At 62.8% G+C, this 24,558-nt stretch carries 19 protein-coding genes; 11 read left to right on the top strand and 8 right to left on the bottom strand.

What is annotated here, in order from left to right:
* Window positions 1–78 precede the first annotated feature (78 nt).
* Entirely contained in the window at window positions 79–540 is a 462-nt protein-coding gene (locus KHO53_RS17605) for a Spy/CpxP family protein refolding chaperone (protein ID WP_010223030.1), read from the top strand.
* A 63-nt stretch (window positions 541–603) separates the two neighbouring features.
* Window positions 604–1,938: a sensor histidine kinase gene (locus KHO53_RS17600; RefSeq protein WP_213570561.1), complete on the top strand. Its 1,335-nt coding sequence runs from the start codon at window positions 604–606 to the stop codon at window positions 1,936–1,938.
* Window positions 1,939–2,061: 123 nt separating this feature from the next.
* Here the strand turns inward: KHO53_RS17600 and KHO53_RS17595 are convergent, their stop codons facing one another.
* Window positions 2,062–2,616 (bottom strand): NAD(P)H nitroreductase, encoded by a 555-nt coding sequence (locus KHO53_RS17595; RefSeq protein WP_010223032.1) that lies wholly within the window; start codon window positions 2,614–2,616, stop codon window positions 2,062–2,064.
* A 100-nt stretch (window positions 2,617–2,716) separates the two neighbouring features.
* Here KHO53_RS17595 and KHO53_RS17590 point away from each other — a divergent pair, with 100 nt between their 5' ends.
* Window positions 2,717–4,171 carry a TrkH family potassium uptake protein gene (locus KHO53_RS17590; protein ID WP_010223033.1) on the top strand — a complete coding sequence of 485 codons (1,455 nt, stop codon included), beginning with the start codon at window positions 2,717–2,719 and terminating at the stop codon, window positions 4,169–4,171.
* Here KHO53_RS17590 and KHO53_RS17585 read toward each other — a convergent pair.
* The gene (locus KHO53_RS17585; RefSeq protein WP_010223034.1) at window positions 4,128–5,207 is read right to left on the bottom strand and encodes an AraC family transcriptional regulator; all 1,080 of its coding nucleotides are present in this window, start codon (window positions 5,205–5,207) and stop codon (window positions 4,128–4,130) included. The genes KHO53_RS17590 and KHO53_RS17585 overlap by 44 nt on opposite strands.
* Window positions 5,208–5,368: 161 nt before the next feature.
* On the opposite strand from KHO53_RS17585, the gene KHO53_RS17580 reads away from it, so the two are divergent.
* Together KHO53_RS17580 and KHO53_RS17575 are read left to right on the top strand one after the other, a co-directional pair.
* Window positions 5,369–5,680, top strand: coding sequence for an Mpo1-like protein (locus KHO53_RS17580; RefSeq protein ID WP_010223035.1), 312 nt, complete (start codon window positions 5,369–5,371; stop codon window positions 5,678–5,680).
* A gap of 96 nt (window positions 5,681–5,776) precedes the next feature.
* On the top strand, window positions 5,777–6,373 hold the full coding sequence (locus KHO53_RS17575) for an HD domain-containing protein (protein WP_010223036.1): 597 nt from the start codon (window positions 5,777–5,779) through the stop codon (window positions 6,371–6,373).
* Here KHO53_RS17575 and KHO53_RS17570 read toward each other — a convergent pair.
* On the bottom strand, window positions 6,344–7,186 hold the full coding sequence (locus KHO53_RS17570) for a UDP-2,3-diacylglucosamine diphosphatase (RefSeq protein ID WP_010223037.1): 843 nt from the start codon (window positions 7,184–7,186) through the stop codon (window positions 6,344–6,346). The two genes, KHO53_RS17575 and KHO53_RS17570, sit on opposite strands and share 30 nt — an antisense overlap.
* A 135-nt stretch (window positions 7,187–7,321) precedes the next feature.
* On the opposite strand from KHO53_RS17570, the gene KHO53_RS17565 reads away from it, so the two are divergent.
* Together KHO53_RS17565 and KHO53_RS17560 are read left to right on the top strand one after the other, a co-directional pair.
* Window positions 7,322–8,086: an AraC family transcriptional regulator gene (locus tag KHO53_RS17565; RefSeq protein ID WP_010223038.1), complete on the top strand. Its 765-nt coding sequence runs from the start codon at window positions 7,322–7,324 to the stop codon at window positions 8,084–8,086.
* Window positions 8,087–8,164: 78 nt separating this feature from the next.
* The gene (locus tag KHO53_RS17560) at window positions 8,165–9,049 is read left to right on the top strand and encodes a DMT family transporter (RefSeq protein WP_213570560.1); all 885 of its coding nucleotides are present in this window, start codon (window positions 8,165–8,167) and stop codon (window positions 9,047–9,049) included.
* Window positions 9,050–9,052: 3 nt separating this feature from the next.
* Here KHO53_RS17560 and KHO53_RS17555 read toward each other — a convergent pair whose 3' ends face one another.
* A complete protein-coding gene (locus KHO53_RS17555; protein ID WP_010223040.1) occupies window positions 9,053–9,337 on the bottom strand; it encodes an Rdx family protein in 285 nt (94 codons plus the stop codon).
* Between the two features lie 70 nt (window positions 9,338–9,407).
* On the opposite strand from KHO53_RS17555, the gene KHO53_RS17550 reads away from it, so the two are divergent.
* Entirely contained in the window at window positions 9,408–11,597 is a 2,190-nt protein-coding gene (locus tag KHO53_RS17550; protein ID WP_036994240.1) for a patatin-like phospholipase family protein, read from the top strand.
* A gap of 5 nt (window positions 11,598–11,602) precedes the next feature.
* Here the strand turns inward: KHO53_RS17550 and KHO53_RS17545 are convergent, their stop codons facing one another.
* Window positions 11,603–12,037, bottom strand: coding sequence for a MarR family transcriptional regulator (locus tag KHO53_RS17545; protein ID WP_010223043.1), 435 nt, complete (start codon window positions 12,035–12,037; stop codon window positions 11,603–11,605).
* 118 nt (window positions 12,038–12,155) lie between these two features.
* Window positions 12,156–14,294 carry a DNA helicase RecQ gene (gene recQ, locus KHO53_RS17540; protein ID WP_010223044.1) on the bottom strand — a complete coding sequence of 713 codons (2,139 nt, stop codon included), beginning with the start codon at window positions 14,292–14,294 and terminating at the stop codon, window positions 12,156–12,158.
* Window positions 14,295–14,539: 245 nt separating this feature from the next.
* On the opposite strand from recQ, the gene KHO53_RS17535 reads away from it, so the two are divergent.
* Both KHO53_RS17535 and KHO53_RS17530 read left to right on the top strand, forming a co-directional pair.
* The gene (locus KHO53_RS17535; protein WP_010223045.1) at window positions 14,540–15,127 is read left to right on the top strand and encodes a UPF0149 family protein; all 588 of its coding nucleotides are present in this window, start codon (window positions 14,540–14,542) and stop codon (window positions 15,125–15,127) included.
* 10 nt (window positions 15,128–15,137) lie between these two features.
* On the top strand, window positions 15,138–15,503 hold the full coding sequence (locus KHO53_RS17530) for a YbaN family protein (protein WP_010223046.1): 366 nt from the start codon (window positions 15,138–15,140) through the stop codon (window positions 15,501–15,503).
* Between the two features lie 24 nt (window positions 15,504–15,527).
* Here KHO53_RS17530 and KHO53_RS17525 read toward each other — a convergent pair whose 3' ends face one another.
* Together KHO53_RS17525 and KHO53_RS17520 are read right to left on the bottom strand one after the other, a co-directional pair.
* Window positions 15,528–22,646: a retention module-containing protein gene (locus KHO53_RS17525; RefSeq protein ID WP_213570559.1), complete on the bottom strand. Its 7,119-nt coding sequence runs from the start codon at window positions 22,644–22,646 to the stop codon at window positions 15,528–15,530.
* Window positions 22,647–23,025: 379 nt separating this feature from the next.
* Window positions 23,026–23,208 carry a hypothetical protein gene (locus KHO53_RS17520; protein ID WP_162471131.1) on the bottom strand — a complete coding sequence of 61 codons (183 nt, stop codon included), beginning with the start codon at window positions 23,206–23,208 and terminating at the stop codon, window positions 23,026–23,028.
* Here KHO53_RS17520 and KHO53_RS17515 point away from each other — a divergent pair.
* On the top strand, window positions 23,165–24,538 hold the full coding sequence (locus KHO53_RS17515; protein ID WP_010223049.1) for a TolC family outer membrane protein: 1,374 nt from the start codon (window positions 23,165–23,167) through the stop codon (window positions 24,536–24,538). The two genes, KHO53_RS17520 and KHO53_RS17515, sit on opposite strands and share 44 nt — an antisense overlap.
* Window positions 24,539–24,558 lie beyond the last annotated feature (20 nt).

The raw sequence follows: 24,558 nt of genomic DNA, 5'->3' as shown, positions 1-24,558 counted from the left end.
TTGCCTGACCGCCACTGACCTTGATCTCTCTAGACTGGGTACATCCGGTAATCACCGGCCTCAAAAAGGAGAGTTACCATGCGCAAGACCCTTATCGCCCTGATGCTCGCTGCCGCCCTGCCTACCGTCGCCATGGCCATGCCTGATGCTGGCGGCCCTCCGCACGGGGAGCATCATAGCGAGCACCAAGGCGAGTACCACCGCGGTGGCGGCGAGCACCACCGCGGTGGAGCGCCTTTCGCCCAGCTGGACCTGAGCCGCGAACAGCGCCAGCAGATCGGCAAGCTGATGGGCGAGCAGATGAAGAGCCGCCACGAAATCACCCAGCGCTACCTGGAAAAACTCCCGGCCGCCGACCAGCAGGCCCTGAAAGATGAGCTCAAGGCCAAGCGAGACAAAACCCAGGCCGAGATTCGTGCCCTGCTCAAACCCGAACAGCAAAAGCAGTTCGACGAAATGAAGAAGAAGCAGGATGAACGCCGCGCCGAATGGGCCGAGTTCAAAGCCTGGAAAGCTGAAAAAGCCAAAAAGGCCCAGTAAGCTGTCAGTCGCCCGCCCGGCCTGCCCCAGCAGACCGGGCTTTTTCCGTTAGAGGTGTCTCTTTTGCGTTCATTGTTCTGGCGCATCCTGGCCAGTTTCTGGCTGGCCATCGCCCTGGTTGCCGGGCTGTCGATCCTGCTCGGCCACATGCTCAACCAGGACGCCTGGATTCTCAGTCGCCATCCAGGCCTCAGCACCCTGGCCAAAAACTGGACCCAACGCTATGAGCAGCAAGGGCCGGAACATGCCCAGCATTACCTGGAACACCGCAAGCGCCGCTACAACATCGACGTGCAGGTACTCAATGACAGTGGCGATGCCGTGGTACCTGGGACCTTCCCGCGCCGCGCCGCCGCTTTCGAAGCACGCCGCCACAATGACGAAAGGCACCTGCCGTGGCGACGCCTGACCGAGGAGTACACCAGCCCCGACAGCGGTGAGACCTACCTGTTTATCTATCGCATTCCGCACCCGGAGCTGGACGCCTGGCACCGCGACAGCCTGCTCTGGCCGCTGAGTGCGCTGGGGATTGCCTTGGTGGTGCTGACCCTGTTCAGCCTGCTGGTGACCCTGTCGATCACGCGCCCCCTGAGCCGCCTGCGCGGCGCCGTGCATGACCTGGGGCAAACCGCCTACCAGCAGAACAGCCTGGCACGCCTGGCCAACCGCCGTGATGAGTTCGGCGTGCTGGCCAATGACTTCAACCGCATGGGGGCTCGGCTGCAGAGCCTGATCGGCAGCCAGCGCCAGCTGTTGCGCGATGTATCCCATGAACTGCGCTCGCCCCTGGCACGCCTGCGCATCGCCCTGGCCCTGGCCGAACGCGCCGGACCCGAGCAGCGCCAAGCCCTGTGGCCACGCCTGACCCGCGAGTGCGACCGTCTGGAAGCGCTGATCAGCGAGATTCTGGTGCTGGCCAGGGTCGACGCCGAACAAGCACGGGCTGAGCCGGTGGACCTCGATACGCTGTTGGCGTCGGTGCACAAGGACGCGCAACTGGGCGCGCCGGAGCAGGAGATCCAGCTGCAGCATGAAACCGGGCTGTACCTGCAAGGCTGGCCGACCCTGCTTGAGCGGGCGCTGGACAACCTGCTGCGCAATGCGGTGCGCTTCAATCCTGCCGGGCAGCCGATCGAAATCACCGGGGTACGGGATAACGACAGGATTGTACTGAGCGTGCACGACCATGGCCCCGGCGTGGCCCAGGAGCATCTGGCGCAGCTGGGCGAACCGTTCTTCCGCGCGCCCGGGCAAAGCGCCGCGGGCCACGGCCTGGGGCTGGCCATTGCGCGCAAGGCGGCGGAGCGCCATGGCGGCAACCTGAGCCTGGGCAATCACCCGGAAGGCGGGTTTGTGGCCAGGCTGGAATTGCCGCTAGTCGGGCCGGGCAAGGCTTGAGAATGCCGGGGCTGCTGCGCAGCCCATCGCTGGCAAAGCCAGCTCCCACAGGTCCGGTGCACACAGGTCCACTGTGGGAGCCGGCCTTGCCGGCGATAGGGGCGGCACAGCCCCTACAAAAACTTACCCCCAGGCACTGACGAAGTCAGCGGTCGCCAGCACCGGCGCCGTGCGCGGCTCATGCTGCGGCGTACCCAGGTACAGGAAGGCGATGATCTCTTCGTTATCCGCCAGCCCCAGCCCTTTGGCCACATGCTTGCTGTACGACAGCTCACCGGTGCGCCACACCGCACCGATACCCTGGGCATGGGCGGCCAGCAGAATGCCATGGGCCGCACAACCGGCCGCCAGGCGCTGCTCGGACTGCGGCACCTTGAAATGATCCTGCAGGCGCGCGACCACAACCACCAGCAACGGTGCCCGCAAGGGCATGGCCCGGGCCTTGTCGAGGGCCGCGTCGCTGGCGTCACCGTTGAGTTTCACCGCGTCGGCCAGCAACTGGCCAAGCTTGAAGCGCGCCTCGCCCTCGACCGTCAGAAAGCGCCAGGGCCGCAACTGGCCGTGGTCCGGCGCACGCAGGGCGGCCCGAAACAGCGCCTCGCGTTGTGCGGCATTAGGTGCCGGGTCCATCAGACGTGGAACCGAAACACGGTTGAGCAATGCGTCGAGAGCCTCCATTGGCTACCCCTTGTGAATAAATGTCAGGCTATTCTAGCGTTTACTTAAAAAGGTCCATAGGTAGAATGGCGCCCTTCCGTTTCGAGTCAGAGCAGATCACATGGCGTTGCCGACCTTAAGGATCATTGGTTTCATCATCGGCATCTTCCTGATCACCCTGGCGATCAGCATGGTCGTGCCCATGGCCACCCTGGTGATCTTCGATCGCACGGGCGACCTGCCGTCGTTCCTCTGGGCCAGCATGATCACCTTTGTTGCCGGCCTTGCCCTGGTCATCCAGGGCCGCCCCGAGCACGTGCACCTGCGCCCCCGCGACATGTACCTGCTGACGGTCAGCAGCTGGCTGGTGGTGTGCATCTTCGCTGCCCTGCCGTTCTTGCTGACCCAGCACATCAGCTACACCGATGCCTTTTTCGAAAGCATGTCCGGTATCACCGCCACTGGCGCTACCGTCCTTAGCGGCCTCGACAGCATGTCGCCAGGCATCCTGATGTGGCGCTCGCTGCTGCACTGGCTCGGCGGTATCGGCTTTATCGCCATGGCCGTGGCGATCCTGCCGCTGCTGCGTATTGGTGGCATGCGTCTGTTCCAGACCGAGTCCTCGGACCGCTCGGAAAAGGTCATGCCGCGCTCGCACATGGTCGCCAAGTCGATCGTGCTGGTGTACATCGGCATCACCACCCTCGGCGCCCTGGCGTTCTGGCTGGCCGGCATGAACGTCTTCGATGCGATCAACCATGCCATGTCGGCGATTTCCACCGGTGGCTTCTCCACCTCCGACCAGTCCCTGGCCAAATGGGACATGCCGGCGGTGCACTGGGTCGCGGTGGTGGTGATGATTCTTGGCAGCTTGCCGTTCGCCCTGTACGTAGCGACCATCCGCGGCAACCGCAAGGCACTGATCAAGGACCAACAGGTGCAGGGGCTGCTGGCCATGTTGCTGGCCACCTGGCTGGTGCTGGGCACCTGGTACTGGGCCACCACCGACCTGCACTGGCTCGACGCCCTGCGTCACGTGGCGCTGAACGTGACCTCGGTAGTGACCACCACCGGTTTTGCCCTGGGCGACTACAGCCTGTGGGGCAACTTCTCGCTGATGCTGTTCTTCTACCTGGGCTTTGTCGGTGGCTGCTCGGGCTCGACCGCCGGCGGGATCAAGATCTTCCGCTTCCAGGTCGCCTACATCCTGCTCAAGGCCAACCTGAACCAGCTGATTCACCCTCGGGCGGTGATCAAGCAGAAGTACAACGGTCACCGTCTCGATGAAGAGATCGTGCGTTCGATCCTGACGTTCTCGTTCTTCTTCGCCATCACCATCTGCGTCATCGCCCTGGCCTTGTCGCTGCTGGGCGTCGATTGGATGACGGCGCTGACCGGTGCCGCCAGCACCGTATCGGGCGTTGGCCCGGGCCTTGGGGAAACCATAGGCCCGGCGGGCAACTTCGCCACCCTCCCGGATGCGGCAAAGTGGATCCTGGCCTTCGGCATGCTCCTTGGCCGCCTGGAAATCATTACGGTGCTGGTGCTATGTATGCCGGCGTTCTGGCGTCACTGACCGATCCATTCTCCAGCGGGGCTGTCGCGGCCCCGCTCAAACGCGCCCGGTACTCGCCAGGCGTGGCGTTGAACCAACGGCGAAATGCCCTGAAGAAATTGCTCGGGTCGGCAAAACCCAACAGGTAGGCGGCTTCCAGCAGGGTCATGTTGGGTTGCGCCAGGTACTGCTCGGCAAGCTCCCGACGGGTATCGTCCAGCAACGTCTGAAAACTCGTGCCCTCTTCCTGCAAGCGCCGCTGCAAGGTGCGCTGCGACAAGTGCAGGGCCTGGGCGATGGTTTCACGCTTGGGCTCGCCCTGGGGCAGCACCCGGCACAGCACCTGGCGTGCACGGTGGGTGACGCGGCTTTCCGAGAAACGCGCCAGGTACTCGCCGGCAAAACGGTCGTGCAGCACGGCCATGGCTTCATTGGCGGTTGGCAGCGGCGCCTCCATGTCGGCGCGCTCGAACACCAGCGCATCGTGCGGCGCGCTGAATTCCAGCGGGGCATGGAAGGCAGTCTTGTAAGGTGTCAGGTCCTTGGGCTGCAACCCCTGGATCAGCACCCGGCGCGGCTGGATCACCCGCCCGCTGAGCCAGCTGCACAGCGACAGCGCGCAGGCCAGCGAGGCTTCGGCGCTATGCCGGGTAGGCGGCAGGTGATCGCCATGGACGGTAAGAATCAGCGCATAACCATCGGGCTGCAGACGAAAACTCAAGTCGGAGCTTTCAGCGATGATCCGCTGATAGCGCACCAGCCGCTCGAAACCTTCGGCCAGGGTGCGGCTCGACATCAGCGCGTAACCGACCACATGAAAGGACGCCGGGCGTACCACCCGTGCCATGTTCAGGCCGATCGCCTGGTTGCCGGAAAGATCGACCGCCAGTTGCCAGAGGCGGGTCATGGAATCCTGGGTGAAACGTGCGTCGGGGTCGTCGAGCGAAGCGAAATCCAGGCCAAGTTGCTTGAACATGGCACGGCAATCGAGCCCTTCCAGTTCGAGTGCCTTGACGATCCCTGATGCCCAGCTTGCTGAAGTGGTTCTTTCGCTCATGGCTGGCTTCTTTTCTTACCGGCAAGCCGCTCCTGCGGCGAACTCAAAGGATACTCAATTGGCGCCTATTGTCACTGCTCTGTCGTGTTACTCACTCTAGACTCAGATCAGGCTCCACGCCGTGTATCTTCGTCAGGTCGAGAAGCCTCTGGAGCAATGTCGTGAACAGCCCTCAGCAGTTTCGCAGTTTTGCCGAGTTCTACCCTTACTACCTGAGCGAGCACAGCAACCCGATGTGCCGCCGCCTGCATTTCGTCGGCACCAGCCTGGTCATCGCCGTGCTCGCCTTTGCCGTGGGCAGCGGCAGCTGGCGGTCGCTGCTGGCCTTGCCCTTTGCCGGTTACGGCTTTGCCTGGGCCGGGCACTACTTCTTCGAGAAAAACCGCCCGGCCACCTTCACACACCCGCTGTACAGCCTGATCGGCGATTTCGCCATGTACCGCGACATGTTGCGCGGCAAGATCAGCTTCTGATTTCGGCCCGCAAGGCCAGAAACCCGTCCCGCGCGGCCACTGTCCCGACCAGCGGTGCGGGTAGAGTGCCTTGAAACACCGCGTCTCGGAGCGCCGATGAATCAGCAGGCTCGTTTCATTCACATGCAGGACGGTACCGAACAGGACTGGGCAATCATTGCCGATGACTTTCGGGCCTATGCCAGCCAACTGGCCAACCGCATCCTGGCGCACTTGCGCCTGCTCGATGGCGACTTTGGCGGCTTTCCCATCGACCGCCTGAGCCATTCGCTACAGACCGCCACCCGCGCCTGGCGCGACGGGCGTGACGAGGAGTACGTGGTCTGCGCGCTGCTGCACGACATCGGCGATACCCTGGGCAGCTACAACCACCCGGATATCGCCGCCGCCATCCTCAAGCCCTTCATCAGCCCGGAAAACCTGTGGATGGTGGAGAAGCACGGGATCTTTCAGGGCTACTACTTTTTCCACCACCTGGGCATGGACCGGCACCTGCGCGAGCAATTCCAGGACCATCCGCAGTACCAGCAAACCATCGAATTCTGCGCCCGCTACGATGCGGCGGCCTTCGATCCGGCCTACGACAACCTGCCCTTGAGCTTTTTCGAGCCCATGCTGCAGCGCCTGTTCGCCCACCCTCGGCAGTCAATCTACAGAGCTGCGCTACAGCAGCCCGCCGCCGCCACCGCCTGAGTCAACCAGCGCCGCAAGCCCGGCTTGGCGCCGGGCGGCTTCGGCCTGGGCATCGGCCAGGCGATAGAGCTCGATGCTGCCATCCCAGTGCTCGATCAGCGCCGAGCACGACTCGACCCAATCGCCACAGTTGAGGTAATCCACCTCGCCGACCTTGCGGATCTCGGCATGGTGGATATGCCCACACACCACACCGTGGAAACCGCGCTTGACGCATTCATGAGCGATGGCCTCCTCAAAGTCGCTGATGAAGCTGACGGCGGTCTTGACCTTGTGCTTCAGGTACGCCGACAACGACCAGTAGCCGTAGCCATAGCGGGCACGCCAATGGTTGAGCCAGCGGTTGAGGGTCAGGGTGAACTCGTAGGCCGAATCGCCCAGAAACGCCAGCCAGCGGTGATAGCGGGTGATCACGTCGAACTGGTCGCCATGAATCACCAGCAGGCGCCGGCCATCGGCCGTCAGGTGCTCAGCCTGGTCGACCAGCTGGATATTGCCCAGCACCAGTTTGGAGTAGCGGCGCAGGAACTCGTCATGGTTGCCGGTGACGTAGATCACTTCGGTGCCACGCTTGCTCATGGTCAGCAAGCGGCGGATCACGTTGGTGTGCGCCTGGGGCCAGTACATGCCGCTGCGCAGCTTCCAGCCATCGATGATGTCGCCGACCAGGTAGATGCGGTCGGCCTGATAGCCCTTGAGAAACTGCGACAGGTGCTCGGCCTGGCAATCCCGGGTGCCCAGGTGCACGTCCGATATCCACAAGGTGCGTACGCGCTGTTTGCGCGAGGGTCTGGCAAGCTCGGCACGGGTCATCGGCAGGCTCCGGGAAGGTTTGCGCCAGCTTGCCAAGCGGTGGTTAATCGAAAGTGACCATCAAGTGTCGATCTGATGACATGCCCGCCCCGCCGCTCAGCCTGTACACTGCGGCGATTGCCGGAGGACCTTTCGATGAGCAGCGGCCCGATTCTTTCCCTGCGCCATTATCGCCACGACCTGATCGCCCATAGCCACGAACACCCGCAATTGGTGTTCGGCCTGCGCGGGCGCCTGGAGTTCGAGGTTGAAGGCCGCGGTGCGCGGCTTGATCGCCAGGACCTGATGGTGGTCCCGGCCGGCAGCCACCACACCTGCGGCAGTGCCGCCGGCAGTGATTGCCTGGTGCTGGATATCCCCGCCGACGATTGGCTGAGCCAGCGCCTGGGCGCGCACCTGGATGCCAGTCAACGCCTGCTGGAGCGGGCCGGGTCATTGAACCTGGACCATCGCCAGCAGCAACTGGTGGACTGGCTGGCGGCAAGCCCGATCAACGACCCGCTCATTGCCCAGCAGGGCGCGGTATTGCTGCTGGCCAGCCTGAGCAGCAGCGCGGCACCGACAACGGCGACACCGTCACTGCCGTACGCCCGCTTCGACGCCCATATCGAGCAGAACGCTGCCTACCCGCTGCAGGTAGCCGACCTGGCGCGCCTGGCCGGGCTGTCCAGCGCGCGCCTGCATGCGCGGTTCATGGCCGAATGCGGGGTCACGCCCATGGACTATGTGCGCCAGCGCCGCCTGCTGCGTGCACGCCAGTTGCTGCGCAACACCCAGTTGCCGATCGGCGAGATCGCCTGCCAGGTCGGCTACAGCTCGCAAAGCGCCTTTGCCGCCGCCATGCTCAAGGCCTTTGGCCGCTCCCCCGGCGCCTTGCGGCGAGACTCTGAAGACAATTGACGCGAGGACCGCGACAGACAGTGGCAGCGACCGGCTCGTAAACTGACGCCGCTGCCCTGCCCTACCACAAGGACCACCATGAACCACCGCACTGCCCTCGGCGCCCTGCACATTGGCGCATTGTTCTTCGGCCTGACCGGCGTGTTCGGCAAACTGGCCAGCGCCGCGCCTGCGATCATCGTCTTCGGCCGCGCCGCCTTTGCCGTGCTGGCCCTGGGGGTGTTCGCAGGCTTCGCCCGCCAGGCCTGGCACCCCCTGCAGGCGCGGGACTGGCAACGTCTGGCGCTGGGTGGTGTATTGCTCGCCGGGCACTGGGTGAGTTTTTTCATCGCAGTAAAAGTTGCCGGCGTCGCCATCGCCACCCTGGGCTTTGCCAGCTTTCCGGCCTTTACCGTGATCCTTGAAGGGCTGCTGTTTCGCGAACGCATCCGCAGCAACGAGATCATCCTGGTGCTGCTGGTGAGCATCGGCCTGGTGCTGGTGACCCCGGACTTCGACCTGGCCAGCCAGGCCACTGGCGGTCTGCTCTGGGCCCTGCTTTCAGGCCTGTTGTTTGCGCTGCTGTCGCTGACCAACCGCGCCGGTTCCGGGCGCATCCCGGCGGTGCAGGCAGCGCTGTGCCAGAACGCCGTGGTCGCCTTGTGCCTGCTGCCAGCTGCGGCGCCCGCGCTGGGCGCCGTCAGCGCCATGGACTGGCTGTGGATCAGCCTGCTCGGGGTATTCTGCACCGGCGTGGCCCACAGCCTGTTCGTCGCCAGCCTGGCGGTGATCAAAGCGCGCACCGCCGCCGTAGTGTTTGCCCTGGAGCCGGTCTACGGCATCGCCATGGCCTGGGTCATCTTTGCCGAAACTCCGACCTTGCGCATGTTGCTCGGTGGCGTGCTGATCATCCTCGCGATCGTTGTTTCCAGCCGTCTGGCGGCCAGCAACCCACCAGCCAAGACCGTGGCCGTAGAGGGTTAAGGATTAGGGCCGGTCGCTGTGACCGAGGTCGCGCTGCGGATCGATCTGGTCGCGCACGCGCTGCTTGAGCACCTTGGCTTCGGGGAAGCCGCCATCAGCCTTGCGCTCCCAGATCTGCACACCATCGCAGGTGATCCGGAAGGTGCCGCCCGTGGCAGGCTCAAGGGCCACCCGGGCCAAGTCATCGCTGAAGGTGCTCAACAGTTCCTGGGCCAGCCAGGCGGCGCGCAGCAGCCATTGGCATTGGGTGCAGTAGGTAATGACAATTTCCGCTTTAGGCGTGGACATACACTGAACGTCTCCTGACAGGTGGGCATGCTTATACTAGCGGTCTTTAGCCTTCGCTCCGAGAGCCATGATGCACCGCCTGCTGTTATCCCTGCTGCTGTTGTTCGTTTCCCTCCCGCTGCTGGCAGCCGAAGCGCCCCGACCGAAAGTCGGCCTGGTACTCTCCGGCGGTGCTGCCCGTGGCCTGGCGCATATCGGTGTGCTCAAGGCCCTGGAAGAACAGGGCATCAAGGTCGATGCCATTGCCGGCACCAGCATGGGTGCGGTGGTGGGCGGCCTGTACGCCTCCGGCTACAAGGTCGAGGAGCTGGAAAAACTGGCGCTGGGCATCGACTGGCAACAGGCGCTGTCCGACGCTCCGCCGCGCAAGGACGTGCCGTTCCGGCGCAAACAGGATGACCGCGACTTCCTCGTCAAACAAAAGCTGAGCTTTCGCGACGACGGCAGCCTGGGCCTGCCACTGGGGGTGATCCAGGGCCAGAACCTGGCGCTGCTGCTGGAAAGCATGCTCGCCCACACCAGCGACACCCGCGACTTCGACAAGCTGCCGATCCCCTTTCGCGCCGTGGCCACCGACATCGCCAGCGGCGAGAAAGTGGTATTCCGCCGTGGCCACCTGCCCCAGGTGATTCGCGCCAGCATGTCGATCCCGGCGGTATTCGCCCCGGTCGAGCTTGATGGCCGGCTGCTGGTCGATGGCGGCATGGTCGACAATATCCCGCTGGACGTTGCCCGCGAAATGGGCGTGGATGTAGCCATCGTCGTCGATATCGGTACCCCGCTGCGCAGCCGCAAGCAACTGACGACCGTGGTCGATGTCCTCAACCAGTCGATCACCCTGATGACCCGGCGCAACTCCGAGGAGCAACTGGCGGCCCTGCACCGCGACGACATCCTCATCCAGCCACCGCTGTCGAGCTTTGGCGTCACCGATTTCGGCCGCGCCCAGGACATGATCGACGTCGGCTACCGCGCGGCCCGCGCCCTGGATGCACGCCTGGCGGTGCTCAAGCGCCCGCCAACTACCGATGGTGAGCTGCTGGCCGCCCGTTCACCGAGCCAGCGCACCCCGGTGATCACCGCCATCCGCATCGAGAACGACTCGAAAGTCAGCGACGACGTAATCCGCTACTACATTCGCCAACCCATCGGCGAGCCGCTGGAACTGGGCCGCCTGCAGACCGACATGGGCACCCTCTACGGCCTGGACTACTTCGACCGGGTGCAATACCGGGTGGTGCACAAGGGTAACGACAACACCCTGGTGATCAACGCCCGTGGCCGTCGCGGCGGCACCGACTACCTGCGCCTGGGCCTGAACCTGTCGGACGACATGCGCGGCGACAGCGCCTTCAATATCGGCGCCAGCTACCGGGTCAATGGCATCAACACGCTCGGCGCCGAATGGCTGACCCGCGCCCAGATCGGCGACCAGCAGGAGCTTTACAGCGAGTTCTATCAGCCGCTGGACGCTGGTTCGCGTTACTTCATCGCCCCATACATCGACCTGGGCTCGCAGAACATCGAGGCCACCCTGGACGACGACCCGATTGCCGAGTACCGCCTGGAACGCTACGGCTTCGGCCTCAACCTGGGGCGCCAGATCGGCAACAACGGTGAAGTGCGTTTCGGCGTTGGCCAGGCCTGGGGCCAGGCCGAGGTGCGCATCGGCGACCAGGACCTGCCCAAGGTCAACTTCAACGAAGGCTTCTATGAGCTTAAGTATTCGTTCGACACTCTCGACAACGTCTACTTCCCCCATAGTGGCGAAGACATCAACCTGACCCTGCGCCAATACGACCCGAACCTGGGCTCGGACCAACGTTACCGGCAGTGGGATTTCAATCTGGACAAAGCCATGAGCAGCGGCCCCAACACCTGGGTGGTGGGTGGCCGTTACGGCAGGACCCTGGATGATGCCGAGGTGGTCACCTCAAGCTTCGTGCTCGGCGGCGCCCGGCAACTGTCGGGTTTTCGCCAGGACTCGGTGTCCGGGCAGAACGTCAGCCTGATGCGCGTGGTCTATTACCGCCGCCTGACCCCACGCGCCTACCTGCCGCTGGACTTCCCACTGTACCTGGGCGGTTCGCTGGAACGCGGCCGGGCCTGGAACAACGACAACGAGTTCGACAGTGGCTACATCAATGCAGCCAGCATCTTCGTCGGTTTCGAGACACCCCTGGGGCCGCTGAACTTCAGCTACGGGGCCAATAGCGAGAATCAGAAGGCGATGTACCTGAACCTGGGTCACACCTTCTGAGGGGCTCAGGACTTTTCCAGGTTGGCCAGGATTCGTGCATGGACGCGCATGCAGATGCGCAGTTCCTCTTCGTCGACGCCGACAAACAGCTCGGCGCGCAGGGCGTTGGCAATGGTTTCGATCTGCTCGATCAGCGGCGTGGCCGGCGGGCAGAGGACGATCTTTTTCGCCCGACGATCCTCCAGCACCGCCTGACGGCGTACCAGGCCCTGGGTTTCCAGGCTGTCGAGCAGGCGAGCCAGGGTCGGGCCTTCGACCCCGACACTCTGGGCCAGCTCGCGCTGGGTCGGTGCTTCGTCGAATCGGGCCAGATGCAGCAGCACCAGCCAACGGGCCTGGGACAGGTTCAGCCCGGCCAGGCGGCGATCCAGTTCGGCGCGCCAGCCGCGGGACATGTGTGCCAGCTGCATCCCGAATTTGTGTTGGTCGGTCAACGGCATAGAGAAACTCATCATCAGAACTAATTATTAGTCAGCTAATCATGACCGTGAGCCGCAAGCAAGGCTCATACGGCTGGCAGTGCTTGGATAATCGTTATAAATGATGACAAAGCCGGGTTTACATCTCGAATTCAGCCGCCAGCGCAGCCCGCACGCAATACAGCACGCCTTCGGGCACCCGTGCGCCAAACTGTTCGGCAATGGCTGACACCGGCGGCAGCTCGCCTTCACCATCGAGGAAGGCATCCTGTATCTCGCCCAACAACTCTTCCGGCAGGTCCAGGGCCTGGTCCAGCGACAGTTCCTGGCGGCCGATGGCTTCGGCGAGCAAGCTGTAGACGTTCTTTTCGCTGCAGTTCAACTGCCCGGCGATCTGCATCGGGGTCATGCCGGCACGGGCCAGGCTGACCAGTTCGTGGCGCAGGTCGGTGACGATCTTCGGCGCCTCGACGCCACCGCCCAGCACTTCGAGGAAGGCTTCGCCGTAGCGCTCCAGCTTGCGCGCGCCAACACCGCTGACCCGGCCCATTTCGCTGAGGCTGGTGGGCTGGCTGCGTAGCATTTCCAGCAGGGTCGAGTCGGGGAAGATCACATAAGGCGGTACGCCGTGCTCTTCTGCCAGCTTGCGCCGCAGCGCCCGCAGGGCTTCCCACTGCTCGCGCTCGTCGCCGCGCACCAACTGGCTGGCCGGGCTGCCGCCACTGCTGGCGCCGCCCTTGCTGCTGGTTTGTGGCTTGAGGTCCTTGCGCAACTCAAGGCTGACTTCGCCGCGCAACAACGGCCGGCAGCTGTCGGACAGGCGCAGGCCACCGTAGCCTTCGAGGTCGATGTCGGCCAGGCCGCGTGCCACCAGCTGGCGGAACAGCGAGCGCCAGTCGTGCTCGGAACGGTCCTTGCCAACGCCATACACGGCGAGCTTCTCGTGGCCGAAGTTGCGGATCTTTTCGTTGTCGCGGCCCAGCAAGACATCCACCAGGTGGCCGACGCCATAGCGCTGACCGGTGCGATAGACCGCCGACAGCGCCTGGCGCGCAGGCTCGGTGGCGTCCCAGGTCTGCACGCCATCGATGCAGTTGTCGCAATGACCGCACGGCTGGGGCAACTCTTCGTCGAAGTAGTTGAGCAGGGTCTGACGGCGGCAGCGGGTTTCTTCGCACAGGGCCAGCATGGCATCGAGCTTGTGTTGCTCGATGCGCTTGTGGCGCTCGTCACCCTCGGAGTTCTGCAGCATCTGCTTGAGCATCACCATGTCCTGCAGGCCGTAGGCCATCCAGGCATCGGCAGGCAGGCCGTCACGACCGGCACGGCCGGTTTCCTGATAGTAGGCCTCGAGCGACTTGGGCAGGTCCAGGTGGGCGACGAAGCGCACGTTGGGTTTGTCGATGCCCATGCCGAAGGCGATGGTGGCGACCATGATCAGGCCTTCCTCGTTGAGGAAGCGCCGCTGGTTGGAGGCCCGGGTCTCGGCAGGCAGGCCGGCGTGGTAAGGCAGGGCCGGGAAGCCCTGCTCACACAGGTAGGCGGCCACATCGTCGACCTTCTTGCGCGACAGGCAGTAGACGATACCGGCGTTGCCACGCCGCTCGCCGAGGAACGCCAGCAACTGCTTGCGTGGCTGCTCCTTGGGCACGATGCGGTAGAAGATGTTCGGCCGGTCGAAACTCGACAGGAAACGCTCGGCGTTCTGCAGGTGCAGGCGGGTGACGATCTCTTCGCGAGTGCGCATGTCCGCGGTGGCGGTCAGGGCAATGCGCGGCACATTCGGGAACAGTTCGGCCAGTTGCCCCAGTTGCAGGTACTCGGGACGGAAGTCATGGCCCCATTGCGATACACAGTGGGCTTCGTCGATGGCGAACAGGGCGATGTCGAGGGTGCGCAAGAAGTCGAGCATGCGCGGCTGCACCAGGCGCTCGGGGGCCAGGTAGAGCATCTTCACCTCGCCCCGGCGAATACGCCCGGCCAGCTCGCGCTGCTGCTCGGCGCTGAGGGTGGAATTCAGCGAGGCGGCGGCGACGCCCAGCTCGTCGAGGGTCGCCACCTGGTCATCCATCAACGCGATCAGCGGTGACACCACCACCGCCAGGCCCGGGCGCAGCAGGGCCGGGACCTGGAAACACAGCGACTTGCCGCCGCCGGTGGGCATCAGTACCAGCGCATCGCCACCCTTGGCCACGCACTCGATGATCGCACCCTGGCGTCCCCGAAAGCTGTCGTAACCGAAGATGTCCTTGAGGACGCGCTGAGCCTGTTCGAGCATAAAAACTCCAAAAATCGCAGAACCATCCTGGGCACAGGCTGGACGAAAAACCCGCTGGCAACACGCAAAAATGCGTAAGCGGCTTTTACCCGACCCCCGAGTTGCGAGGGCCCTGGGATAAAAACCGGGCATTATACCGGAGCCTGCGACCTTGCAGGATGCTCTGCGATAGACGTCTTCCTTTGCATCGTTTGCGCTGCAAGGTGCTAGAATTCAGTATCGTTTATTCCCAAGGTAGCCCCGTAATGTCCTTCGCCGAGCAACTGACCCGCCTGCAAGCCTTCCTCGACGCCGACGAGCTGCACGAAGAGGCGCTGGACTACGTGGCCGCTCACGGCTTCCTGACCGCGCTGTCGATTGGTGCCGAGGAAATCCCCGAGCGCGAATGGATCGATGCCCTGTTCGCCGAAGAGCCGCATTACAAGGACGACGCCCAGCGTCAGGACATCGAAGCCACGCTGATCCAGCTCAAAGCCCACGTTGCCCGCCAACTGGCCAGCGACGAGGAATTCGAGCTGCCTTGCGACCTGGACCTGGGTGACGACCCGGATGACTCCGACCTGCGCGGCTGGTGCATCGGCTTCATGGAAGGCGTATTCATGCGCGAGGAAGCCTGGTTCGAGACCGCTGAAGAAGAAGTCAGTGAAATGCTCCTGCCGATCATGGTCGGTTCCGGCCTGTTCGATGAACAGCCAGAGTTCGCCGACATCGCCAGCGACGCCAACCTGATGGACGACATGATCGTGCAGATCCCGGAAGCCCTGACTGCGCTGTACCTGTTGCTGCACGCACCGGACGAAAAACCGGCACTGCTCAAGCCTCGCCACCACTGAGTCGGCGTCAATGCGCTACCTGCTGCTGGCCACCGGCTGGCTCAGCGTTGCGCTGGGGGTGATCGGGATCTTCCTGCCGGTACTGCCCACCACCCCGTTCCTGCTCCTGGCCGCTGCGTGCTTTGCGCGCAGCTCGCCGCGCTTTCACCACTGGCTGGTCAACCACCCCAAGCTCGGGCCGTGGATTCGTGACTACCTCAGTGGCGAAGGCATTCCCCTCAAAGGCAAGGTCTACGCTATCGGCCTGATGTGGCTGAGCATCGGTTTGTCCTGCTACCTGGTGCCGCTGATCTGGGCGCGGGGGTTCATGCTCACCAGCGCGGTGCTGGTGAGCATTTACATCTTGCGGCAAAAGACCCTGCGGCGTCCGTCCTGAGCCAGCTCCCACAGGTCTACACAGTCAGACGGTGTCCACCTTCAACGAATTATCATTGAGCATGCCGTTGATGATCGTCGCCGTGTCCTGCCCTGCCGCAATCACCCCGCCGGCCCCTGCCGTCACACCATAATGCTGGGCCAGATTGACGCCCTCCAGGTCGATGGTCTGGGTTGGCGCCGCCCCCGCCACCGAGCTGACCTCGATGGTCGATACCACGCTGGCGCCACTGCCAGTGACCTTGAAGTGCAGGTAATCATCCAGCGACGCTGTCGTCGCATTCTCACCCTGCAGCAGTTGCGACAGGTCCAGGTGATCGGTGCCCGGGGTAAAGTCGGTGACCACGTCATGGCCGCTGTTGCCCTGCTGATACAGGAAGGTATCGCTGCCCGAGCCTCCCGTCAGGGTGTTGTTGCCCGGCCCGCCGATCAATACATCGTCGCCGTCACCCCCTATCAGGGTGTCGTTACCCAAGCCGCCATTGAGCACGTTGGCATTGTCGTTACCGGTCAGGCTGTCGTCGTAGTCCGAACCGATCAGGTTTTCGATCGCCGCCAGGGTGTCAGTGCCCGCGCCACCGGTATTCTGCGCACCGGCTGTACCCAGGTTGACCGTCACCGCACTGCCTGCACTGGCATAGCTGGCGGTGTCGATACCCGCGCCACCGTCGAGCAGGTCGTTGCCGGCACCACCGATCAACAGGTCGTTGCCATCGCCACCGTAGAGGAAATCGTTGCCATCCCCACCGATCAGCACATCATTGCCCGCCCCGGCATTGAGGGTGTCGTTGCCGGCACCTGCCAGCAGGGTGTCGTCGCCGCCGGTACCGGTGAGGGTGTTGCCCACCTGGTACGTGATGTCGACATTGCCGGTGCCGGTGCCGCCATGCCCGTCGCTGACGGTGTAAGTGCCGTAGGCGGTTTCGTTCTGCGTATTGGAATAGTCGACCGTCATGGTCAACGCGTAGTTCTCCGCAGCGGTGGAACCGTTACTGTTGGCCAGGTTGACCAGGTGGATGCTGTAGACACCAGCATGGCTGGCGGTGAAGGCGCCACCGTCAGCGATGGTCTGATAGCTGCCGCTGTCATCCTTCCACTCCATCAGGATGTTGCCGGCCGCCAGGTTGTGATCGAGGGTCAGTGTCTCGCCTTTTTTCAAGGTGACGGTCAATACGTCCTCATCGTTGGCGTTGCCCCCGTTCACTGCCCCCAGGTAACCATTGACGATCAAAGCCGCGGTCATGCTATTGGCCGGGCCGCTGAAAGAGCTGCGCGGCAGATCCCGCAGCCGGTTGCCGCTGCTGCTGTTGGTACCGTTGAAGTTCACCGTCGGTGTACCGCTGCCCACCGTAAAGCCCGTGCCCGTGGCCTCCCAGCCGGTACTGAAGGTGGTCGTCGAAGGCACGCTGAGGCGGTCATGGTTGGCATCGCTGTCGTTGGCCAGCAACGCCTCGGCTGGCACGGTGATGCTGCTCGAAAGGATGTTGGTGATGATATGGTCGGCCCCGGCCACTGGCGCGGTATTGGCATAGACATTGATCACCAGGTTGGCGCTGGCGGTATCGCCATCGTTGTCACTGACCACGAAACCGATCTGCTCGACCTGGCTGCTGCCGCTGTCTTTAGGTGGCGTGTAGGTAAAATCGCCGGTGTCCATGTCGACCACGATGCTGCCGCCTATCGCGGTCTTCACGGTGATGCTGTTGGTACCGGTATCGAAGGTGCCGCGGTCCGCCGCACCGCTGGCGGCATAGGAACCTGCGCCGCTGTTGCCCGCGGGATCGAAGGTGTAGGTAGTGCCGTCAATCACCAACGACTTGATGAAGCCGCCGTCAGCGCCAAACTCGCCGCCACTCATCAGGCTGCCGGTGATCGGCGCGCCCTGTACGGTGCCGGACAGCACCGAATTGAGCTGGTTGAGGTCGGTGACCACGGTGGCATTGGTGTCAGTGTGGGTACTGCCATCGTACGCCAACGGATTGAGGTTGCCGGCGTTGACACCACCGCCAAGGCCAATGGCGTAGGACTTGATGCCGTTGCTGTCGAGGAAGCTCTCCCAAGCCGCTTCCCGTACCGCAGTGATGGAATGGCCCGAGGTCGGTTCGCCATCGGAGAAGAAATACACGATGTTCTGCGCACCGGTAATTTTGCCACCCGTGGTGTAGGCCGACTGCGCCGAGTTGACTGCCGAGTCGTAATAGGTCGAACCACCCGCACTCAGGCCGTTGACGATAGCCTTGGCCTGGTCGACGGTCACCCATACGGCTGAAGGCTGGCTGGCCCCCGTCGAGAACGTCACCAGCTGGACCTTCACGTCGCCCATTTCGTCGTACTTGTCGAGCAAGGCATTGATGGCCTGCTTGGCCAGCTGCATGCGCGTCAGCCCTGGCACGCCAGAGGCTTCACCCATACTGCCGGAGACGTCGATCACCAACAGCAGGTTGGAGTCCACCTGCCCCGGGGTAACCGAGCGTTCGGCCCCCACTGCACTCGGCACATCGTCGACGATCTTCACATCGATCGTCGCATTGGCTGAACTGCCATCGGTGTCGGTGGCGACGACATTGATGCTCTCGTTCAGATTATTGATGCCATTGGCGTTCGGGTGGTTTTCGCTGTCGAGCAAGGTGTAGGTGTAACTGACCACTCCGGTAGCCGGGTTGTAGCCGGTGATGGTGATGGAGTTACCCAGCGGCGTAGTCCCCGTCTGCGGGAAGCCATTGACAACGCCGCCACTGACGACGCTGACACCACCGACGGTCAGGCTCTGCAGGCCATCGGGGGCCGTCACGGTGAAACTGCCGGACTGGGTCAGGGCCGGAGAGTCGGGGCTGGTGCCGTCACTGAGGTTCTTCTCGTAGACCGTCAGCTCACCGCCATTGACGTTCAGGCCGTCAAGGGTCACCGGGTTGTCCAGGTTGCTGACATTGAGTTTCAGCGTCGCCGTGCTGGTATCGCCATCGGCATCGCGCAAGGTGTAGGTGAAACTCTCGACGCCATTGCCACCGCCATGCAGGTTGATGAAGTCCTGGTCGCCAGGGTTCAGGGTGTAGGTGTAGGAGCCATCGGCTGCCAGTACCAGAGTGCCGTAGGTACCAGTGAAGGTGCCTGGGGTAATCGGTCCGGTTACGCGGTCGGCACCTTGAACGTCATTGGTCAGCACATTACCGGTCAAGGTCAGCTGCACTTCGCTGGCAGTGGCCGCGTTAGTGTCATTAACGGCGCTCGGCAGATCATCGACGATGTTGACGTCAATACTGCCTGTGGCGCTGCTGCCGTCGGTATCGGTGGCGGTTACGGTGAAACTTTCGCTGAGGCTGTTGGCACCGTTGGCCGTAGGGTGATTCTCATTGTCGAGCAAGGTGTAGCTGTAAGTCACCAAGCCGGTGGCCGGGTTGTAGCCGGTGATGGTCAGGGTGTTGCCCAGTGCAGTGGTCGCCGATTGCGGGAAGCCGCTGGCCACCCCGCCGCTGACTACACTAATGCCGCCGACGGTCAGGGTTTGCACGCCGTCCAGCGCCGTCACGGTAAAGCTGCCGCTCTGGGTCAGGGCCGCATTGCTTGGGTTGCTGCCATCGCTGAGGTTGCTCTCGTAGACGGTCAGTTCACCACCATTGACGTTCAGGCCGTCGAGGGTCACCGGGTCGTTGAGGTTGCTGACGTTGAGTACCAGGTTGGCGGTGGACACATCGCCATCGGCATCGGTCAAGGTGTAGGTGAAGGTCTCGATGCCGTTGCCGCCACCGTGCAGGTTGAAGAAGTCCGGATCAGCGGTATTAAGCGTGTAGGTGTAGGAACCGTCGGCAGCCAGCACCAGGGTGCCGTAGGTACCGACGAAGGTACCAGCAGTAATTGGCCCGGTCGGCACACGGTCAGCACCCTGTACATCATTGCTCAGCACGTTGCCGGTCAGCGTCAGTTGGTTCTCGGTGGCGATAACAGCATTGGTATCGCCCGCTGCGCTCGGCAGATCATCGACGATGTTGACGTCGATACTGCCTGTGGCGCTGCTGCCGTCGGTATCGGTGGCGGTTACGGTGAAACTTTCGCTGAGGCTGTTGGCACCGTTGGCATTCGGGTGCGCCTCGTTGTCGAGCAAGGTATAGCTGTAAGTCACCACGCCGGTTGCCGGGTTGTAGCCGGTGATGGTCAGGGTGTTGCCCAGCGCCGTGGTCGCCGATTGCGGGAAGCCGCTGGCCACTCCGCCACTGACCACGTTGATGCCGCCGACGGTCAGGGTTTGCACGCCGTCCAGCGCCGTCACGGTAAAGCTTCCACTCTGGGTCAGGGCCGCATTGCTTGGGCTGCTGCCATCGCTGAGATTGCTCTCGTAGACGGTCAGTTCACCACCGTTGACGTTCAGGCCGTCGAGGGTCACCGGGTCGTTGAGGTTGCTGACGTTGAGTACCAGGTTGGCGCTGGACACATCGCCATCGGCATCGGTCAGGGTGTAGGTAAAGGTCTCGATACCGTTACCATCACCATACAGATCAATGAAGTCCGGATCGGCAGTGTTCAGCGTGTAGGTGTAGGAACCGTCAGCAGCCAGCACCAAAGTGCCGTAGGTACCCACGAAGGTACCAGCGGTAATTGGTCCGCTCGGCACGCGGTCCGCACCCTGCACGTCGTTGCTCAGCACGTTGCCGGTCAGGGTCAACTGGTTCTCGGTGGCGCTGATGGCGTTGGTATCGCCCGCTGCCGTCGGTACATCGTCGACGATATTGACGTCGATGACGCCACTGGCAGTGCTGCCATCAGTGTCGGTCACACTGACCGTGAAGCTCTCTCCCAGGCTGTTAGTGCCATTGGCCGTGGCGTGGGCTTCGTTGTCGAGCAAGGTGTAGCTGTAGGTCACCACGCCAGTCGAGGCATCGTAGCCGGTGATGGTCAGGGTATTACCCAACGCCGTGGTCGCCGATTGCGGGAAGCCGCTGGCCACCCCGCCGCTGACTACAGTAATGCCGCCGACGGTCAGGGTTTGTACGCCGTCCAGCGCCGTCACCGTGAAGCTACCCGTCTGAGTCAACGCAGGCGCATCTGGGCTGCTGCCGTCGTCCAGGTTCTTCTCGTAGACGGTCAGTTCGCCACCTTCGACGTTCAAACCATCGAGGGTAACGGGATCGTTGAGGTTAGTGACGTTGAGCTCCAGGTTGGCGGTGGACACATCGCCGTCAGCGTCAGTCAGGGTGTAGGTAAAAGTCTCGACACCATTACCGCCGCCATGCAGGTTGAAGAAGTCCGGATCGGCTGTATTCAGCGTATAGGTGTAGGAACCATCAGCAGCCAGCACCAGGGTGCCGTAGGTACCGACGAAGGTACCGGCGGTAATGGGCCCGCTCGGCACGCGGTCCGCGCCCTGCACATCGTTGCTCAGTACGTTGCCGGTCAGCGTCAACTGGTTCTCGGTGGCGATGGCGGCGTTGGCATCACCCGCTGCCGTCGGCACGTCATCGACAATGGAAACATCGATACTCATGCTCGCGCTGCTGCCATCGGTGTCGGTGGCAACCACATTGAAACTCTCACCAAGCGAGTTGCTGCCATTGGCCGTGGCATGCGCCTCACTGCCGTTCAGGGTATAGCTGTAGGTCACTTCACCGGTAGCCGGGTTGTAGCTGCTGACGGTCAGGGTATTGCCCAGTGCGGTCGTGAGCGATTGCGGGAAGCCATTGACCACCCCGCCGCTGATCACATTGATGCCGCCAACCGTCAGTGATTGCAGGCCATCCGCTGCGGTCACGGTAAAGCTGCCGCTCTGGGTCAGCGCCCCGGCATCGGGGCTACTGCCAGCCGCCAGGTTTTTCTCGGACAGCACCAGCTCGCCGCCGTTGATGCTCAGCCCGTTGAGCTCCACCGGATCATTGAGGTTGGTAACGTTCAGCACCAGGTTGGCGCTGGACACATCGCCATCGGCATCGGTCAGGGTGTAGGTAAAGGTCTCGATGCCGTTACCACCACCCTGCAGATTGAAGAAGTCCGGATCGGCAGTGTTCAGCGTATAGGTGTAGGAACCGTCGGCCGCCAACACCAGAGTGCCGTAGGTACCGGTGAAGGTGCCGGCGGTGATCGGCCCGCTCGGTACTCGGTCTGCGCCCTGCACGTCGTTGCTCAGCACATTGCCGGTCAGGGTCAGTTGGCTCTCGGTCGCGGTGACGGCATTGGTATCGGCCAGCGCCCGCGGCACATCGTCAATCACTGCGATGTCCAGTGAGCCACTGGCGACGTCGCCATCGGTGTCACTGACCAGTACCGCGATGGTTTCGCCGAACCCGTTGGCGCCAGCGCCGCTCGTGTGGGGCTCGGCACCGTTGAGGGTGTAGCTGTAGCTGACCACACCGGTCGCAGGGTCGTAGCCGGTGATGGCCAGCCCATTGCCCAGGCCGGTGGTGATCGACTGGCCGACACCCGTCACTGCACCCGCAGTAACAACGTTGATGCCACCGACATTGAGGTTGAACACCCCATCCGGCGCCTGCACCGTGAAACTGCCCACCTGGGTCAGCGCCGCCGGATCGCTGGCCGACCCCTGGGGCAGATGGGCCTCGTTCAACGACAGTTCGCCGCCCTCGACGGCGAGCCCTTCGATGCTCACCGGGTTGTCGACCACAGGCAGCGGCGGTGCGTCGTTATTGGTGTTGATCAGGCCGACGTCCAGCTCCGGCAACTCGGGAAAGCCATTGAAACCTGCAGTAGGAAAGCCAATTTGCGGATCAACGCGCCCGGCCACCTCATCGAGAATCACAAAAGTATGCCCGCCCCCCAGTGCACCCGGGGCACCGCCAGTACCTGGGCCCGCCGCAGTGGGGTCGGCGTCCTGGGTCGGGTCGGCACCGGCGGCGATGGCTTGCTGGAGTTTTTCCACGTCGCTCAGCTGGGCCTGGCTGGGGGTCAGCGCCTGCGGTGTGTCGACATGAGGCGCGTGGTTGGCCAGTAGCTCAGGGGTCAGGGTCAGACTGCTACCGCGGCCAAGGGTCAGTTCAGCACCGTTCTGCAGGTGGACGGCGACAGCGCCCGCCAGGCCTGTGTCCAACTGCTCACCGGCATACAGCCGATCGCCTTCAACCAGCGCCCGGCGGCTGCCATCGCTGCCTACAACGAAGACTTCGCCCACCACCTTGCTGACGATACCGATTAACTTAGCCATGAGCGCACTCCTCCACTGCAAGTCGGTTGATTGCAGCAAACGTGCGCTGAACATTGCGTGACCACCCCGGCGGGATTACCCCGGGCTAGCGCTGAAACAGCCCAGCAGGCGCTATGATTTCAATGAAATCAATAACTTCGCCTGCCAGTGCCGTGGTGAACGTGATTGAACGAAGTGGCCAAGTGACATGTGCCAATAAATTGTCGCCAAACTTCGCCCCGCCTCCATCCCCTCCGCTACATCCATGCCCTTTGCTGCAAAACACGGGAACTTCCTCTGACGCCCGAAAAAATGCACCCTAGCGCTGATTCCACGGGCGGTTTGATATGAACAATGTCTCGAATTTCTTAGACCGCATAAGTTTTTTTTCGCATAACTCTTATGAAAAAATCTTCTTAGCTGCACGCGTAAATGTTCTTAGCTCTGTTGTTACAAGCCTGATACGGTTTAACCTCAGGTTTTCGTCACTTTTTTGACGAATCGCAGGACCATTACTAGAAATCAGGGAGATGTAACCCATGCGCGTTTTGACCCCCATCACCAGCGCAATTCTGTTGGCCATGGCATGTTCCAGTGCCCAGGCGATGTCAATTAATGAAGCTGTGCAAAGCGCCGTGGATAACCATCCGGAAATCAATGCCAGCAGGAACAGCCGGTTGTCGGCCGATGAAGATGTGAAGTTCGCCAGAGGGGGCTACTTCCCGACGGTCGATTTGGTGGCCGGTTATGGTCGCCAGCGTTCCGACAACACCAATACCCGTGGTTTCAACACCGACGGCAGCCGCAACCATAATAAAGAGACGCTGACCTACACCCAGTCGGACCTGCGTCTGCGGCAGATGTTGTTCGATGGCTTCAACACCCCCAACGAAGTCGGCCGTACTGAAGCTGTGGTCAACTCGCGCGCCTACTACACCCAGGCCACCGCCGAGTCGATCGCCCTGCGCACCGTCGAGGTGTACCTGGAAGTGCTCAAGCGCCGCGAGCTGGTGACCCTGGCCAAGAACAACCTGCAAGCCCACTTGCGGGTCAACGATCAGATCAGCCTGCGCAGCGAGCGCGGCGTCGGCAGCAACGCTGACCGAGATCAGTCCACTGCCCGTCGCGCCCTGGCAGAAAACAACCTGTACACCGCCGAAGTCGACCTGGCCGACGCCGAAGCCAACTTCTATAGCGTCGTTGGCCGTTCCGCCGATGAGCTGGAAACCCCGGTGACCATCAAAGGCGAAGTACCTCCCGACCTGGGTGCCGCGCGCCAAGGCATGCTCGACAACAACCCTTACCTGAAGTCCGCCCAGGCCGACGTCAATGCGGCCGAGCAGCAATACGAAGTGGCCAAGTCGCCGTTCTACCCGCGCCTGGACGCGGTGCTGGCCACCGGTGCCAACAACAACACCGCAGGTCAGGTCGGCCACGACAACAACGACTGGCAAGCCGGTGTCGAGCTCAGCTACAACCTGTTCCGCGGCGGCAGCGACAAGGCCCGCCTGCAGTCCGATGCACACAAGATCAACCAGGCCATGGACATCCGCAACAATGCCCTGCGGACCCTCAACGAAAACCTGGCCCTGTCATGGAACGCCATGAACAACGCCCGCGTACAACTGCCAGCAGCGCGCGAATACGCCGAGACCACTACCCGCGTGCGGGCCGCCTACCAGGACCAGTTCGGCCTCGGCCAACGCACCCTGCTCGACCTGCTCGACAGTGAAAACGAGCTGTACAACGCCAACCGCCGCTACACCGAAGTGCGCTACACCGAAGAGTTCTCCATGTACCGGGTACTGGCCAACATGGGTGAGCTGTTGAGCAAGCAGCGCATCTCGCTGCCAGCCGAAGCGATCGCCAAGAGCGAAGTGAAGAGCGAGGCGCGCTTGCCCGATATGCGCTAATCCCCTCCACCCGCTACAGG

The organism is Pseudomonas sp. RC2C2, from assembly GCF_018390435.1.
Taxonomy (GTDB): domain Bacteria; phylum Pseudomonadota; class Gammaproteobacteria; order Pseudomonadales; family Pseudomonadaceae; genus Aquipseudomonas; species Aquipseudomonas donghuensis.
Note: the sequence above shows the minus strand (reverse complement) of the source record. Positions and strands in the feature narration are given on the sequence as shown.

What these genes read in the sequence shown, in the direction of transcription:
- KHO53_RS17605 (WP_010223030.1), top strand. Translation starts at nt 79, where the DNA reads ATGCGCAAGACCCTTATCGCCCTGATGCTCGCTGCCGCCCTGCCTACC.
- KHO53_RS17595 (WP_010223032.1), bottom strand. Translation starts at nt 2,616, where the DNA reads ATGGAGGCTCTCGACGCATTGCTCAACCGTGTTTCGGTTCCACGTCTG.
- KHO53_RS17590 (WP_010223033.1), top strand. Translation starts at nt 2,717, where the DNA reads ATGGCGTTGCCGACCTTAAGGATCATTGGTTTCATCATCGGCATCTTC.
- KHO53_RS17585 (WP_010223034.1), bottom strand. Translation starts at nt 5,207, where the DNA reads ATGAGCGAAAGAACCACTTCAGCAAGCTGGGCATCAGGGATCGTCAAG.
- KHO53_RS17575 (WP_010223036.1), top strand. Translation starts at nt 5,777, where the DNA reads ATGAATCAGCAGGCTCGTTTCATTCACATGCAGGACGGTACCGAACAG.
- KHO53_RS17570 (WP_010223037.1), bottom strand. Translation starts at nt 7,186, where the DNA reads ATGACCCGTGCCGAGCTTGCCAGACCCTCGCGCAAACAGCGCGTACGC.
- KHO53_RS17565 (WP_010223038.1), top strand. Translation starts at nt 7,322, where the DNA reads ATGAGCAGCGGCCCGATTCTTTCCCTGCGCCATTATCGCCACGACCTG.
- KHO53_RS17560 (WP_213570560.1), top strand. Translation starts at nt 8,165, where the DNA reads ATGAACCACCGCACTGCCCTCGGCGCCCTGCACATTGGCGCATTGTTC.
- KHO53_RS17555 (WP_010223040.1), bottom strand. Translation starts at nt 9,337, where the DNA reads ATGTCCACGCCTAAAGCGGAAATTGTCATTACCTACTGCACCCAATGC.
- KHO53_RS17550 (WP_036994240.1), top strand. Translation starts at nt 9,408, where the DNA reads ATGCACCGCCTGCTGTTATCCCTGCTGCTGTTGTTCGTTTCCCTCCCG.
- KHO53_RS17545 (WP_010223043.1), bottom strand. Translation starts at nt 12,037, where the DNA reads ATGCCGTTGACCGACCAACACAAATTCGGGATGCAGCTGGCACACATG.
- recQ (WP_010223044.1), bottom strand. Translation starts at nt 14,294, where the DNA reads ATGCTCGAACAGGCTCAGCGCGTCCTCAAGGACATCTTCGGTTACGAC.
- KHO53_RS17535 (WP_010223045.1), top strand. Translation starts at nt 14,540, where the DNA reads ATGTCCTTCGCCGAGCAACTGACCCGCCTGCAAGCCTTCCTCGACGCC.
- KHO53_RS17530 (WP_010223046.1), top strand. Translation starts at nt 15,138, where the DNA reads ATGCGCTACCTGCTGCTGGCCACCGGCTGGCTCAGCGTTGCGCTGGGG.
- KHO53_RS17525 (WP_213570559.1), bottom strand. Translation starts at nt 22,646, where the DNA reads ATGGCTAAGTTAATCGGTATCGTCAGCAAGGTGGTGGGCGAAGTCTTC.
- KHO53_RS17515 (WP_010223049.1), top strand. Translation starts at nt 23,165, where the DNA reads ATGCGCGTTTTGACCCCCATCACCAGCGCAATTCTGTTGGCCATGGCA.
- KHO53_RS17520 (WP_162471131.1), bottom strand. Translation starts at nt 23,208, where the DNA reads ATGGCCAACAGAATTGCGCTGGTGATGGGGGTCAAAACGCGCATGGGT.